13 protein-coding genes and 3 tRNA genes are annotated in these 13,067 nt (G+C 68.7%); 4 read left to right on the top strand and 12 right to left on the bottom strand.

Translation table 11 applies throughout. From position 1 onward, the window contains the following. Positions 1 to 53 precede the first annotated feature (53 nt). On the top strand, positions 54 to 752 hold the full coding sequence (locus AMIS_RS40235; RefSeq protein WP_014441099.1) for a DUF4190 domain-containing protein: 699 nt from the start codon (positions 54 to 56) through the stop codon (positions 750 to 752). Positions 753 to 831: 79 nt separating this feature from the next. Here AMIS_RS40235 and AMIS_RS04950 read toward each other — a convergent pair. From AMIS_RS04950 to AMIS_RS04935, 4 genes are all read right to left on the bottom strand, one after another. Further along, a tRNA-Lys gene (locus AMIS_RS04950) sits at positions 832 to 907 on the bottom strand. A 41-nt stretch (positions 908 to 948) separates the two neighbouring features. Beyond that, positions 949 to 1,899, bottom strand: coding sequence for an SEC-C metal-binding domain-containing protein (locus tag AMIS_RS04945; RefSeq protein ID WP_157434736.1), 951 nt, complete (start codon positions 1,897 to 1,899; stop codon positions 949 to 951). 51 nt (positions 1,900 to 1,950) lie between these two features. Further along, positions 1,951 to 2,937 (bottom strand): polysaccharide deacetylase family protein, encoded by a 987-nt coding sequence (locus AMIS_RS04940; protein WP_014441097.1) that lies wholly within the window; start codon positions 2,935 to 2,937, stop codon positions 1,951 to 1,953. Positions 2,938 to 3,152: 215 nt separating this feature from the next. Continuing rightward, positions 3,153 to 3,225: transfer RNA gene (locus AMIS_RS04935), tRNA-Lys, on the bottom strand. 155 nt (positions 3,226 to 3,380) lie between these two features. On the opposite strand from AMIS_RS04935, the gene AMIS_RS04930 reads away from it, so the two are divergent. Both AMIS_RS04930 and AMIS_RS04925 read left to right on the top strand, forming a co-directional pair. After that, positions 3,381 to 4,607 carry a L,D-transpeptidase gene (locus AMIS_RS04930; RefSeq protein ID WP_014441096.1) on the top strand — a complete coding sequence of 409 codons (1,227 nt, stop codon included), beginning with the start codon at positions 3,381 to 3,383 and terminating at the stop codon, positions 4,605 to 4,607. A gap of 105 nt (positions 4,608 to 4,712) precedes the next feature. After that, positions 4,713 to 5,954 carry a L,D-transpeptidase gene (locus AMIS_RS04925; protein WP_014441095.1) on the top strand — a complete coding sequence of 414 codons (1,242 nt, stop codon included), beginning with the start codon at positions 4,713 to 4,715 and terminating at the stop codon, positions 5,952 to 5,954. A 73-nt stretch (positions 5,955 to 6,027) separates the two neighbouring features. On the opposite strand, the gene AMIS_RS04920 is transcribed toward AMIS_RS04925, so the two are convergent. Continuing rightward, complete coding sequence (locus AMIS_RS04920) at positions 6,028 to 6,564, bottom strand: hypothetical protein (protein WP_014441094.1); 537 nt, start codon at positions 6,562 to 6,564, stop codon at positions 6,028 to 6,030. Positions 6,565 to 6,631: 67 nt separating this feature from the next. Between AMIS_RS04920 and AMIS_RS04915 the strand changes: the two genes are divergently transcribed. Beyond that, complete coding sequence (locus AMIS_RS04915; protein WP_014441093.1) at positions 6,632 to 7,210, top strand: TetR/AcrR family transcriptional regulator; 579 nt, start codon at positions 6,632 to 6,634, stop codon at positions 7,208 to 7,210. Here AMIS_RS04915 and AMIS_RS04910 read toward each other — a convergent pair. The 7 genes from AMIS_RS04910 to AMIS_RS04880 all read right to left on the bottom strand — a co-directional run bounded on the left by AMIS_RS04910 (position 7,203) and on the right by AMIS_RS04880 (position 13,014). Beyond that, a complete protein-coding gene (locus AMIS_RS04910; protein ID WP_041829561.1) occupies positions 7,203 to 8,126 on the bottom strand; it encodes a DUF6461 domain-containing protein in 924 nt (307 codons plus the stop codon). The two genes, AMIS_RS04915 and AMIS_RS04910, sit on opposite strands and share 8 nt — an antisense overlap. 43 nt (positions 8,127 to 8,169) lie before the next feature. Next, the gene (locus AMIS_RS04905) at positions 8,170 to 8,991 is read right to left on the bottom strand and encodes a hypothetical protein (RefSeq protein WP_014441091.1); all 822 of its coding nucleotides are present in this window, start codon (positions 8,989 to 8,991) and stop codon (positions 8,170 to 8,172) included. Next, positions 8,984 to 9,502, bottom strand: coding sequence for a SigE family RNA polymerase sigma factor (locus tag AMIS_RS04900; RefSeq protein WP_041829560.1), 519 nt, complete (start codon positions 9,500 to 9,502; stop codon positions 8,984 to 8,986). The genes AMIS_RS04905 and AMIS_RS04900 overlap by 8 nt, the downstream gene beginning before the upstream one ends. Positions 9,503 to 9,546: 44 nt before the next feature. Next, a complete protein-coding gene (locus tag AMIS_RS04895) occupies positions 9,547 to 10,800 on the bottom strand; it encodes a GH12 family glycosyl hydrolase domain-containing protein (RefSeq protein ID WP_014441089.1) in 1,254 nt (417 codons plus the stop codon). 159 nt (positions 10,801 to 10,959) lie between these two features. Further along, a tRNA-His gene (locus tag AMIS_RS04890) sits at positions 10,960 to 11,035 on the bottom strand. 77 nt (positions 11,036 to 11,112) lie between these two features. Beyond that, on the bottom strand, positions 11,113 to 11,709 hold the full coding sequence (gene orn, locus AMIS_RS04885) for an oligoribonuclease (RefSeq protein WP_014441088.1): 597 nt from the start codon (positions 11,707 to 11,709) through the stop codon (positions 11,113 to 11,115). Positions 11,710 to 11,853: 144 nt separating this feature from the next. Then, a complete protein-coding gene (locus AMIS_RS04880) occupies positions 11,854 to 13,014 on the bottom strand; it encodes a winged helix DNA-binding domain-containing protein (protein ID WP_014441087.1) in 1,161 nt (386 codons plus the stop codon). Positions 13,015 to 13,067: the final 53 nt, after the last annotated feature.

Here is a 13,067-nt window from a genome sequence, read left to right as displayed (position 1 = left end):
GGGGTGGGACCGGCCGGACTCCCACCCGCACAGTGTCAGGAGCTCGGAGCCCGATGTCACACCCCGCACCGCAAGACCCGTTCGAGCCGACCACGCCGTTCCCGCCGGCCTATCCCGCACCGGACAGCACGCCGCCGACCGCGCCGTTCCCGCCGGACAACGCACCGCCGACGACCCCGTTCCAGCCGGACGGCACGACGCCGACCACGCCGTTCCCGGCTCCGGAGAGCGCGCCGCCCACCGCGCCGTTCCCGCACGCCGCGCCGTTCCCCCCGCAGCCGTACGCGCCGCTCCCCTACGAGCCGCAGCAGCCCTACTCGGCGCCGCCCGCCCACTCCGGCCCGCCGGCCTACCCGGCCCCTCCCGTCTTCGGGGCGCCGGGCTACCCCGAGACCGGTTATCAACAGCAGGCAGCGGGTTATCCACAGCCCCAGACGCCGCCGTACCTGCCGCCGCCGGGATACCACCCGCACATGGTCGTCGGCATGCCCACCTCGGCCTGGTCGGTGGCGGCGCTGGTGCTCGGCATCTGCAGCCTGCTGCTCGGCTGGTGCACCTGGGCCGTGCCGGCGCTGCTCGCGGTGGTCTTCGGCCACATCGGACTCGCCGAGACGAAGGACGGCCGCAAGTCCGGCCGAGGCATGGCGATCGCCGGCCTCGTCATGGGTTACCTGGTGTTCCTGCCGATGATCGTGATCATCGCGCTGGGCGGCATCGGCATGGTGACCGGCGGGTTCGCCACGGCCCCCTGATCACAGGTTCCCCACGGCCCCCTGATCACAGGCAGTAACGAAAAAGGCCCCGCCCATCAGGGCGAGGCCTTTTCCTTCGTGGTGCGCCGCGTAGGACTTGAACCTACAACCCGCGGATTAAGAGTCCGCTGCTCTGCCAGTTGAGCTAGCGGCGCTTGCCAACGAGGAAGAACGTTAGCACACGGTCGGGGACCCCTCAGCGGGACCGTGGCAGGCAGCACTTCTTGTACTTCGCGGCGGAACCGCACCAACACGGATCGTTACGGCCGGGCGGCCACGCGACCGCGTGGACGTGGGTTTCGAGCTGCTGCGCGTACCCGGCTCGCACCGCTGCGTCCGAGGGATCGCCGCCGTGCCGGCTCACGTGCTCGGCCAACCCGTCGGCGGAACCCGGGAAGAGGCGGAAGCCGGACTGCCCGGACTCGGCCCAGACGGTGAGCGCCTTCTCCAGATCGGCGCGATGATCATCCCAGGTGTGCCCGTAGACCTCGGCGAACGCCGGCCAGCGCAACTGCACCCGGTCGAACTCGTCGTGCGGCCAGAACATGACGCTCTGACCGTTCCCGGCCGGCGCCCCGTCGAGGAACTCGTCGTACTCGTCGGCGGGCATCCCCATCTCCCGCCGGACCCGGCGGCGGGTGTGCAGCAACGCGGACGCCACCCGCTCGTCGATCTTGTCTTCCGGCCGGTCCAGGACCGTGGTCAGCGCCGCCGTCAGCCACTGCTCGGCGACGGCGCCCTCGCCGCACTCCTCCAGCGCCTCCGCGAGGTACATCGGCGCGTCCGGATCGCGGACCAGCCGGGGACGCAGCGCGGTGAACGCGGCCATCGCCTCGTCGTCGCGGCCGAGCCGGGACAACAACTCGCCGCGCTGCGCCCGGGCGAACCCGTCGGCCGCGTCCTCGAGCAGCTGGTACGTCGCGATGGCCCGCTCCACGAGGGCGAGAGCCGGCTCCAGGTCGCCCTGTTTCTCGGTGATCTCGGCGGCCAGCATCAACGCGTAACCGGCGTCGGCAGGATCGGCAAGCGTCTGCTGGTCAACCGCGGTGACCAGCTCGGTGACCGCGGCCCGGGGATCGCCGCCGTGCAGCGCGTCATGGCCGATTCCGTCGAGATCATCGCTGGTCAGCATCTGGATGGACGACACGAATCACCCTAACCCGCGGGCGTGGATCTCCACGCCCGCGGGCGGGTTTTCTCAGGTCGCGGCGCAGGTAAGCGACGGCCAGGTCCAGTTGCCGCCGTGCATCACGGTGAAGCCGAACGTGTTGCCGCTGCCGTTCGGGCGGGCCGTCATGACATAGGTCGAGTTCCACGTCACCGCCGCGTTCCAGGTGGCACTGACGCGCTGCGGCGAGCGGAACGTGACGGTGACCGTCCAGTTGTTCGACCCGGTGACCGTCACCTGGCCGTTGAAGCGGTCGCTCCACTTCCGGCCCTCGGAGTAGGTCGCGGTGCACGTACCACCCGGCGTGCCCGGTGTGCCCGGTGTGCCACCCGACGAGGGCGCGACCGCCCGGCCGGTGGTGGGCGAGATCATCCCGGCGCACAGGCCCCGGTTCCGCAGTCCCGCCGCGATCTGCGGGATCGCCGCGACGGTCGTCGCGTACTGGTCGTGCATGAGGATGATCTGGCCGTTGGTGAGGGTGCTCGCGGCCTGCACGATCTGGGCGGTGCTCGCGCCGTTCCAGTCCTGGGAGTCGACGTCCCAGATGACCGTGCGCAGACCCAGCGCCGACGCCGCGGACTGCAGGGTGGCGTTCGTCTCGCCGTACGGCGGCCGGAACAGCACCGGGGTGCCGCCGCCGGCCGAGGAGATCGCCGACTGTGTCCGGGAGAGCTCCGAGCTCATCTGCGCCGCGCTGAGCGTGAGCATGTGCGGGTGGGTGTAGCTGTGGTTCGCCACCCACATGCCGGCGGACACCTGGGCGGCCACGAGACCCGGGTTGGACGCCGCGTTCTGACCGGTGTTGAACATGGTGGCGCGCAGTCCGGCCGAGCGCAGGGCGTTGAGCAGGTTGGTGGTGTTGCCGGGGTTGGGACCGTCGTCGTAGGTCAGCGCGACATAGCCGTTGGCGCAGTCGGCCGCGGCGGCCTGGACCTCTGCTTCTGCCATGGCGGGCGCTCCGGACAGCAGTGTTCCGGCCACGGCCAGGACGGCGGCCGCGGCGAGGGATCGACGCATGGGGGATCACCTTTCGATGAGCGGGGGAACATCGATTGACGATCGTCGCTGTTTCATTGTTCGGACGTGCCGTGATCAAGTCAACCGGTAGTTTCCGAAACTTTCGGAGGTCGCATGCAGGCATCCGCAGGCGTGATGATCTTCACTGCTCCGAAACTATCGGAACGGGACAGAAAAAAGCCCCGGCTGTGGGCCGGGGCTGGTGCTGTAGCGAGTGCGTCGCGTAGGACTTGAACCTACAACCCGCGGATTAAGAGTCCGCTGCTCTGCCAGTTGAGCTAGCGACGCTGGCCTTGCAAGCGCTTGCCTTGCAACGGGGAAAACGTTAGCACGCCCTCCGAGCATCCCTGAAATCGGTTACTTGCCACCGCAAAGGGGGACCCGCGACTTGCGTGGATGAGTCAGTATGTCTGCGCTGAGAACTCCAGAACGGGGCCACGACAATGGTTGACCTCCGCCGCTCACTGGCGGCGATCCTGGCGCTTGCCGTGATCGCCCCCCTCGCCGCGTGTGGCGACGACCCGAAACCCTCCTTCGCCGAACCTGCCGCGTCCTCCTCGCCCGCGAGCGGCGCCTCCGCTCCGGTGACCGAGAGCACCACCGTGGCCGAGCCGGTGTCGCTCGAGGTCACGCCGGCAAAGGACAAGAAGAACGTGCCGGTCAGCGCCGAGATCGGGCTGAAGGTCAGTGGCGGCGAGGTCAGCTCGGTCACACTGACCGACGCGAAGGGCAAGACCGTCAGCGGCGAGTTCCGCGAGGACAAGTCGGCGTGGGTGCCTGCCAAACCGCTGAAGACCAAGCAGAAGTACGCGGCGAAGGTCGTCGTCACCGGCGCGGACGGCGCCACCACGACCGAGACCACCTCGTTCACCACGATGGGCGAGCCGGGCCGCCGGACGGGCACCGGCCTCTACCTGTTCGACGGCAACACGTACGGCGTGGCCATGCCGGTCGTCGTGGAGTTCAGCCCGGGCATCAAGAAGAAGGACCGCGCGGCCGTACAGAAGCGGATGTTCGTGCGGACCGACCCGCCGCAGCCCGGCGCCTGGTCGTGGACCGACAGCGGCACCCAGGCCTACTACCGCGCGCCGGAGTACTGGAAGCCCGGCACGAAGCTGACCGCACGGATCGCCGTCGGCGGCCTGCCCACCGGCAACAACATCTACGGCGACAAGGACCGCTCGGCGACCGTGAAGATCGGCCGGAAGCTCGAGATGAAGGTCGACAACAAGTCGAAGAAGATGACGGTCGTCCAGGACGGCGAGACGGTCAAGACGATGCCGGTGAGCCTCGGCAAGAAGAGCACCCCGTCGTCGAGCGGCACGATGGTGGTCATGCAGAAGATGGCGGAGACCGTCTTCGACACCACCGACACCGACGGCGCGGACGGTTACCGCACCGAGATCCAGTACGCGCAGCGACTGACATGGAGCGGTCAGTACATTCACTCCGCTCCGTGGTCCACCGGCGCACAGGGCGAGCGAAATGTGTCACACGGTTGTGTCAATGTGTCCCCGTCGAATGCACGCTGGTTGTTCGACAAGACGCTGATCGGCGACCCGGTCACGGTCCGCGGCACCGAGGACAAGCTGGACTACGGCAACGGCTGGACCCCGTGGAACGTCAGCTGGGAAGAGTTCGTCAAGGGCAGCGCGTTGAAGGTTCCGTGAGTGTTCAGTACCCGTGACCCGGGTACTACGGCACAAAACCGGGATTGGTCGAGAGACATTTTTGGAGCAGTATTGGGCGCCGGAGAACGACGCCGTGAGGGGACCATGGACATGGGTAAAAATCGGTCGGGTCGCCGCTGGCGCGCGGCCGTGGTCACGGTGCTGGCGGGCACTCTGCTGCTGACTGCCGCATGCAGTGGCGGCGGCGACGATTCCCCGTCGTGGCAGGGCGGCAGCCAGGCAGGCGGCGGCAACAGTGCCGCGCCGGCCGCCGAGGCGCCATCGCCGGAGCCGACGCTGAGCACCGTGGCGGTCACCTCGCCCGCGCTCGACGCGACAGGTGTCGAGGCCTGGTCCGACGTGAAGTACAACAGCGAGGACCCGGAGAACACCACGGTCAAGGTCACCAGTCCCAAGGGTGACGAGGTCAAGGGCACGCTCGACAAGGACGACAACGTCTGGAAGCCGAGCGAGTCGCTGGCCTGGGGCACGAAGTACACGGTCACCGTCACCACGCCGGAGGCCGAGGGTAAGAGCAACACCACGACCAGCACGTTCACGACGATGAAGAAGCCGGCGAACCTGGTTCGCGTGACCAGCTTCCTCGGCGACGGCAACGTCGTCGGCGTCGGTATGCCGCTGATCATGAAGTTCGGCCGGGCCATCCCGGAGAAGTACCGCGCCGAGGTCGAGCGCCGCATGGTGGTCACCGCCACCCCCGCCCAGGAGGGCACCTGGCGCTGGATCAGCTCCACCGAGGTCCACTTCCGGCCGAAGACCTACTGGAAGGCCGGTTCCAAGGTCTTCTACAAGGTTCAGCTCAAGGGTGTGAAGCTCGGCGACGGCTGGTACGGCCGCTCCGACCTGACGGTCGACCTGAAGATCGGCCGCTCGATGATCATGACGGTCGACAACAAGACCAAGAAGATGGTCGTCAAGCAGGACGGCAAGGTCATCAAGACCCTCCCCGTCAGCCTCGGCAAGGCCAGCACGCCGTCCTCCAGCGGCACCATGGTCGTCATGGAGAAGAAGGCGCACACCGTCTTCGACACCACCGACACCGACCCCGACGGCGGTTACCGCACCGACATCGACTGGGCTCAGCGGATCACCTACAGCGGCCAGTTCATCCACGCCGCCCCGTGGTCCGAGGGCCAGCAGGGCCGCCGCAACGTCTCGCACGGTTGCGTCAACGTCTCCGAGGCGATGGGCAAGTGGCTCTTCGACCGCACGATGATGGGCGACGTGATCACGGTCTCCGGCACCGAGGACAAGCTGAAGAACGGCAACGGCTGGACCGACTGGAACATGAGCTACGCCGAGTACAAAAAGGGCAGCTACCTCTGATCGAGGATTAAAACCCGATGTGGTGCGGGCCTGGTCTTTTCAGACCAGGCCCGCAACCATTTCCGGGTACGGGTCAGCGAACTCGCGCCTTGCGGGGCATGACCGTGTAACTGAACGAGATGACGAAGTCGATCGCCAGCACGAGCGTCCACATCCCCATCACCTGCCACAGCCCCGCCGCCTGGTCCAGGCCACCGGCCACCAGCGTGAAGAGGCCCAGGAATCCGGCGCCCAGCACGTACGCCAGCAGGTGGTCGAACCAGGCCCGGCGCTCCCGGGCGGCGTGCTCGCGTCCCACCTTCGGCACCGGCGCCGGAGCGGGACCGCCGGCGAACCGGTGGGCGAACCGCACGTCGGCCCACCGGATCATCCGGTGGCCGAAGACGACCGTGACAGCGAGGTAGACCGCGGCGAGCCCGTGCCCGAGCGTCGCCTCCGCCCCGCTGCGCAGGTCGATCGCGGTGAACGCCAGCAGCAGCACATCGACGAGCGGCACCGCGATCAGCAGGGCAGCACTGACCCGGCGCCACTTCGCGACGTAGCGAGCCAGCAGACCCAGCACGAGCAGAACCCAGAAGCCGATCTCACACGCGACGATCAGCGCGACCATGGCACTCCCCCCGTTTTCGCACGTTCGTGTTTTTTCTTTTATAACACGACTGTGCGATGATCGGTACGTGCCAAAAGTTGTCGATCATGAGGAGCGCCGCCGTGAGCTGGCCGGTGCCGTCTGGCGGGTGATCACCCGGGACGGGGTGGCGCACGTGTCCATGCGGACCGTCGCCGCCGAGTCGGGCTGGTCCTCCGGCGCGCTGCGCCACTACTTCGCCACCCGCGACGAGCTGCTCGCCTTCGCCTGCGACCAGGTGCTCGCCCGGGTGACGGCACGGATCCTGGCGCTGGAACCGCACGGGACGCCGGAGGAGATGGTCCGCACACTGCTGCTGGAGACCATGCCGATCGATCCCGAACGCCACACCGAGTCGTCGATCACCTTCGCATTCCTGGTCCTGGGCCTCAGTGACCCGGCCCTGGCCGCGGTTCAGCGCAAGATGCTGATCGACATGTCCGACCTGTGCCAGAGCCTGACCCGCCACCTGCTCCCGGACGCGTCACCGCAGCAGCAGCTGTCCGTGGCCCGCCGGCTGAACGCGCTGGTGGACGGCCTGAGCGTGCACGTGCTGGCCGGCCATCTGACGCCCGCCGAGGCGGTCGCCGAACTGGACGCCCACCTGGAGACCGTGCGGGTCAGCTGAAGGCGCGGCGGACCCGGGCGATCAGGCGCGGCCACTCCCGGTCGTCGGTGTCGGTCTCCTCGTCGTCGTCGCCGTCCGCGTCGGACCAGTCCTCCGCGGGGGCGTCGTACTCCTCGTCCCAGCGTTCCGGCTTGGCGGGCGGCCGGCGACTCGACGCCAGCGGCGACTCGGCGGTCCCCGGCCGGTCGGCGCGGGCCGCGGACTCCGGCCGGTCGGCGCGGACTGCGGACTCCGGCCGGTCGGCGCGGACTGCGGACTCCGGCCGGTCGGCGCGGACTGCGGACTCCGGCCGGTCGGCGCGGACTGCGGACTCCGGCTGGACGGCGCGGGTGGCTGCGGGCTCGGCAGGGGACTGCGCGGCGGCCCGGGTGAAGGTCAGCGCCTCGAAGGCTTCGAGCGTCAGGCGTACCCCGGTGAGCTGTTCCGCCAGCGCCAGGCCGCGCTCCCGCAGCCTGGCGTCGTCGACCCCGCCCGACCCCGGCTCGTCGCCGGCGGCGGTCGTGTCGAAGCCCAGGCCGTCGAGCACCTCGACCAGGCCGTCCGGGTCGGTTCCGGTGCGGCGGGACGGGTCGGCCGGGTCGAACCGGAGGACGACCCCGCCGTCGCGGGCCCAGAGGAAGCGGGTCGCGGAGTGCGACACCAGCACGGTGCCACGGGACAAGTCGCGCTCGGCAGCCGTACCCTCCCGGCCGTCCGGCTGGAGCAGCAGGGTCCACTCGCCGATCTCCGCGGCCGCCACGAAGGACTCACCGGTCAGCCGGCGGACACCGACGGCCCGGGTCGGGTTCGTGCCGCCCACCCGTCCGATCACCTCGGCCGGGGTGCGCCCGCGGATCAGGGTGAGGCAGTGACCATCGGCGAGTTCCGCGAACTGCTCGGTGAACCAGGCGTAGTCGTCAGCGTTTACCGCAACCATTCGATGATCATGCAGCATCGCGCTGTGCGTGCGCTGTCGGAGGTCAATCCGTCGCGAACGCCCCGTTGATCTCCACTTTCCGGTCACCGGCCGCCGCGATCGCGCCGAAGATGTCCGCGCCGGGATCCCGCCGGCCGGCCGCGTGCAGGTACTGCGCCGCGAACGTGTACCCGCCCGGCGCCAGCGTCGCGCCCTCGTGCAGGGTGAACCGGTAGAGCAGCGCGTCCTTCTCCTCGGTCACCGACATCGAGAGCATTTCCTTGGGTACGGAACTCCACTGCCCCGCGCTCGTGACACCGTCCGTGCGGGCCACGCTGACCACCACGTCGAGCGCCGTGACCGTCTCGGTCGTCGTGAGCACCAGGTTGCCCTGCGCCCAGTTGTCGTTCGAGTGCGCATCGATCACGGCCGCCGAACTGAGGTACCCGGCCGCCGGAGTCCACTGCGGAGCGGCCGGAGTGCCGGCCGTCCCGCCGGTCGCGGAAGGCCGATGTGGACGGACCGTCGACGTGACGGGCGGCTGCTCGGACGGAGAGAACGAGGCGGACGGCGACATGGACGAGGACGGGGACGGGGACACCGGGGGTGACGCCGGGGCGCTGCTCCCGGTCGCCGCCGGAACCTCGCCGGAGGGACGGTCGCCGATCAGCTTGACGCCGGCGACACCCACCACCAGGGTCGCCACCACCGACGCGGCGGCCGCGACCGGGCGAAGAGCGAGGAACGCCCACCGCCCGCGGGCCGGCTCACCGCGGCGGCGTGCGACCCGGGTGAGGATCGCGTCCCGGTCCGGCACGTGCCGGTCGGCTTCCTGGCGCAGCACCCGGCCGAGATCCGGGTGCCTCGAGTCCTGATGGTCAGCCATGGAGGCCACCCATCATCAGCGGCATGCCGCGCAGGAACTCGCTCAGCTGGGCGGCGCCACGCGACGTGTGACTCTTCACGGCCCCCACCGAGATTCCCAGGATCGTCGCCACCTCCTTCTCCGGCACGTCGAACGCGTACCGCAGAATGACGCACTCCCGACGCCGCTGCGGAAGTCGCTGCAGCGCCGCGCGCACGTCGAGGACCGCGGGGGTGTCGCTCTCGCCGCGCTCGCGGCGGAGCAGCCCGAGCCGGAGGATGCCGGCGCGTTCCCGGCTCTGCCGCTTGATCCATTGACGGGCCAGGTTGGTCACGATGCCGCGAGCGTACGCGATCGGGCTCTGCGCCGCCTGAACTCGCTCCCAGTGCCGCCACACCTCGACGAACGCGTCGGCGGCCAGATCGTCGGCAGCCTGCGAATCGCCCGTCACCAGGTAGGCGAGACGGGACAGGTCGGCGTGATGGTCGTCGAAGAAACGCCGGAAGGCATATTCGGTTTCATACTCGGACAAGCCACTGTTCCTGACCGTCAGGGGGAGCACGGGGATGGGCGGCGTCAGCCGATCTTCACGGAGTACGCGGTGGTCTCCAGACGGCCCGAGCCGGTGAAGATCTCGGGACCGGCCTGCACGCTCGACAGGTACTTGCTCTTCGCGAGCCAGCCGCGGGCGACCAGGTCGTCGGTGAAGTCGGTGAGGTCCAGCGAGGCGGACGAGGTGTTCGCGGTACGCACGAACGAGTACACGTTCCAGCCGATGTTGCCCTTGTAGAGGTCCCAGGTGGCGCCGGCGATCGTCACGGTGGCCTGCTTCGTGCCGACCGGACCCGCGCCGCCGGACTTGTAGAGCCAGACCATGACCTCGTCGGTCGGGTTGTTCTGCCAGTCCGGGTTCGCGATGTCGTGCAGCCAGAGGTCGTACGCGACGTTCATGATGTTGCTGGTCGTCTGGGTGACCTGGAAGTTCCAGGACGCGTTGACCTGCTTGCCGGCGCTGAGCCGGATCGGCAGGCCGGTGCCTGTCGCCTTCCAGCCCCAGTGCCAGCCGAGCACCGCGCTGGCGTAGGACTTGACCTTGGTGGTGTCGCCGGACCAGTTCCAGCTCGTTTCCCAGCTCAGGTTGTCGCCGCTGAGGCCGTTCTCCCGGACGCACTGAGAGCCGGCGCCGTCGGCCTTGCCCCAGACGTTGTTGTTGACCCAGTATTTGCCGCGGACCAGGGCGGCGTAGTCGGTGCAGTTCTCGGTGCCCTTGGTGGTCGTCGCGGTCGGGCTCGCGGTCGCGGTTTTGGTGGGGCTCGTTGTCTTCGACGCGCTCGGGCTCGTGGTCGGGCTCTTTGTCGCCGTCGGGCTCTTTGTCGCCGTCGGGCTTGCGGTCGCGGTCTTGGACGCGCTCGGGCTTGCGGTCGCTCCGCAGGTGACGCCGTTGAGGGTGAACCCGGTGGGCGCGGCGTTGTCACCACTGGACGTGCCGTTGAAGCCGAGCGCCACCTGCCCGCCCGCCGCGATCGCGGCGTTCCAGCCGGCGTCCTTCACCGTGACGGTGCTGCCGGTCTGGGTCCAGGCGCCGTTCCAGCCGCTGGAGATCTTCTGACCGGAGGGAAAGGTGAACCCGAGCGTCCACCCGCGGACCGCCGCCCCGGTGTTACGGATCTTCACATCGCCGGTGAAGCCGCTGTTCCACTGGCTGGCGACGCTGTAGGTGACGGAACAGGCCGCGGTCTCGGCGGCGTCGGCGTTCAGGACGCCGGCCACCGCGGCAGCGGCGCCGACGGTCAGCACCGAGAGCGGTACGACGATGCGCTTGGCAAGCATGAGGGAGTCTCCCGGGGAACGAGGATTGATCCACACCCCAGTGGTCTCCCGCACTCAAAAGGTTGCGCGAGTTCCGGAATTATTTTCCCGGCTTCGGCCGGCCTGATCGGAGCGACACGAAAAAGGCCCGGTCCCTGAGGACCGAGCCTTTTGCTCACGTGGGGTGATCGACGGGACTTGAACCCGCGACCCCCTGGACCACAACCAGGTGCTCTACCAACTGAGCTACGACCACCACGCTCACAGGGCGAACCCTGTGTTGCGGGACAATCATAGCCACACCACTGGGGGGGCCGTCGAGCGGGTTAGGGGCTACAGCCCGGCAGCGATCGCCTTCGCTGCCTCCACGTCCGGGCCCGGCTGCGGCACGAAGACCGTGCGCCGGTAGTACTCCAGCTCGCGGATGCTCTCCCGGATGTCGGCGAGCGCGCGGTGCGACAGGCCCTTGGCCGGCTGACCGAAGTACACCCGCGGGTACCACCGGCGGCACAACTCCTTGATCGAGGAGACGTCGATCATGCGGTAGTGCAGGTGGGCGTCGAGCGCCGGCATGTCCCGGGCCAGGAAGCCGCGATCGGTGGCGATCGAATTGCCGCAGAGCGGAGCGGTCCGCGGGTTCGGAACGAATTCCTTGATGTACGCGAGGACGGCTTCCTCCGCCTCGGCCATGGTGACCGTGGACCGGCGGACCTCGTCGGTCAGACCGGATTTCGCATGCATGTCACGCACCACTGGCGGCATCGCGTCGAGCGCCGCGTCGTCCGCGTGAATCACCAGATCGACGCCTTCGCCGAGCACGTTGAGTTCGGGATCGGTGACAAGCGCCGCGACCTCGATCAGCTTGTCCTTGCCGAGGTCGAGACCGGTCATCTCACAGTCGATCCATACCAGAAGATCCGCCACGGCCACAGCCTACGCCGGGCGCGGCGACATCGTTTGCCGCGTACAGTGACCCCGGTCCGAATCAACACTGTTTGTCCGGTTTGGTGGGTGGACTTCCCACTTGGCCGATTGTTGGGTAAAGTGTACTTAACGGACGAAGCCCCCCTTCGGTTACTCCGTTCCCCCCGGTAAAGGGCCCTCTGTGTCGGCAGCACGGAGGGCCCTTTCGGGCTTATTACCCCAGCGCACACCGGGCTGCTCCCCCGCCCAGTGGATCTCCGGCTTCTCCCCCGGCACCATGAACTCCAGCAACCGCTCACCCTCCCGCTCCACCTCCAGCCGATCCCTCTCCGCCAGCGGGCGGAAGGGCGCGATGCTCAGCGACGACCCGCTCACCCACCAGCTGGCCGCCACGAACCCGTCCACCAGCACCGTCGGGCGCACGATCGACCAGCCCGGCGTCACGAGCGGGCGGTCACCCGGATGGATGATTCGGTCACGGTCGGCATGGCCGAGGATCGCGTTGTCGAACTCCGGGATGAACACGACAGGAACCGGCAGGTCCGGATCGGCCAGGGGCGCGTCGGTCAGGTCGTACAGATCAATTCCGGTCTCGCTCCGGAAGACCCGCAGCCGATCGCGCAGCGTGGCGATCACCCCGCGCAAGCGGGTGACGCCCGACCACACCTGCATGTCCTTGATCGAAGCGGGACCGAACGCCGCCAGGTACCGCATGACGAGCGTCTCCGGCGCCGGCTCCGCGGCCAGCGGCTGCCCGATCCAGTCCTCGGCGAGTACACAACCCACGCGCCCCCGATGCCGCCACGTTCCGGCCGGAGGTGGATGAAGAAGAGACAACCGCAGATGTACGACCAGCTTGAGCCACTCGGGATCCGGGCCGGGAAACCGCTCGACCAGACGACGGGTCAGCTCCGGGCGGCTCATCGGGCCGTCGCCGAGGATCTCTTGGGCGGCCTCGAGAAGGGTCGCCTGGTCCAGGCCGTCGAGTCGCCCGCCGCGTGCTGCGAACCGGTCGAGCCCGGGCTGCAATGTCGGGCGTAACCAGCGGAAATCCCTGGCGGTACAGAGATGTTGGGTGCCGCGGAGGAGGCTACTGCGGACGACGGTGCGGTCGTGGAGGAGCGCGGTGAGGTCGTCCAGGTGGAGGTCGGGGTGGCGGGCGCGAAGGCTCAGGTAGGGGGAGTCGGATTCCTGGGCCTGCAGGGCGACGAGGTGCTCGATCGTGTCCGCGATGGGGTGGCTTGCCGGGTGGGTGAGTAGTTGGCGGGTCAGGTAGGTGCGGTTGAGCTCGCGGTTCGACAGAACTCTCATGGGTGGAACGGTAGGGATTATTGCGGCCAGTTCTTGACCGGAGTTGTGGGGCG

It is taken from the genome of Actinoplanes missouriensis 431 (assembly GCF_000284295.1).
In the GTDB taxonomy this organism is placed as follows: Bacteria; Actinomycetota; Actinomycetes; order Mycobacteriales; family Micromonosporaceae; genus Actinoplanes; species Actinoplanes missouriensis.
This window is presented reverse-complemented; position numbering and strand designations above follow the sequence as displayed.

Bases quoted from the DNA above. Each gene is read 5' to 3' on its own strand.
- AMIS_RS40235 (WP_014441099.1), top strand. From the start codon at position 54: ATGTCACACCCCGCACCGCAAGACCCGTTCGAGCCGACCACGCCGTTC.
- AMIS_RS04940 (WP_014441097.1), bottom strand. From the start codon at position 2,937: ATGCGTCGATCCCTCGCCGCGGCCGCCGTCCTGGCCGTGGCCGGAACA.
- AMIS_RS04930 (WP_014441096.1), top strand. From the start codon at position 3,381: ATGGTTGACCTCCGCCGCTCACTGGCGGCGATCCTGGCGCTTGCCGTG.
- AMIS_RS04925 (WP_014441095.1), top strand. From the start codon at position 4,713: ATGGACATGGGTAAAAATCGGTCGGGTCGCCGCTGGCGCGCGGCCGTG.
- AMIS_RS04920 (WP_014441094.1), bottom strand. From the start codon at position 6,564: ATGGTCGCGCTGATCGTCGCGTGTGAGATCGGCTTCTGGGTTCTGCTC.
- AMIS_RS04910 (WP_041829561.1), bottom strand. From the start codon at position 8,126: ATGGTTGCGGTAAACGCTGACGACTACGCCTGGTTCACCGAGCAGTTC.
- AMIS_RS04905 (WP_014441091.1), bottom strand. From the start codon at position 8,991: ATGGCTGACCATCAGGACTCGAGGCACCCGGATCTCGGCCGGGTGCTG.
- AMIS_RS04895 (WP_014441089.1), bottom strand. From the start codon at position 10,800: ATGCTTGCCAAGCGCATCGTCGTACCGCTCTCGGTGCTGACCGTCGGC.
- AMIS_RS04880 (WP_014441087.1), bottom strand. From the start codon at position 13,014: ATGAGAGTTCTGTCGAACCGCGAGCTCAACCGCACCTACCTGACCCGC.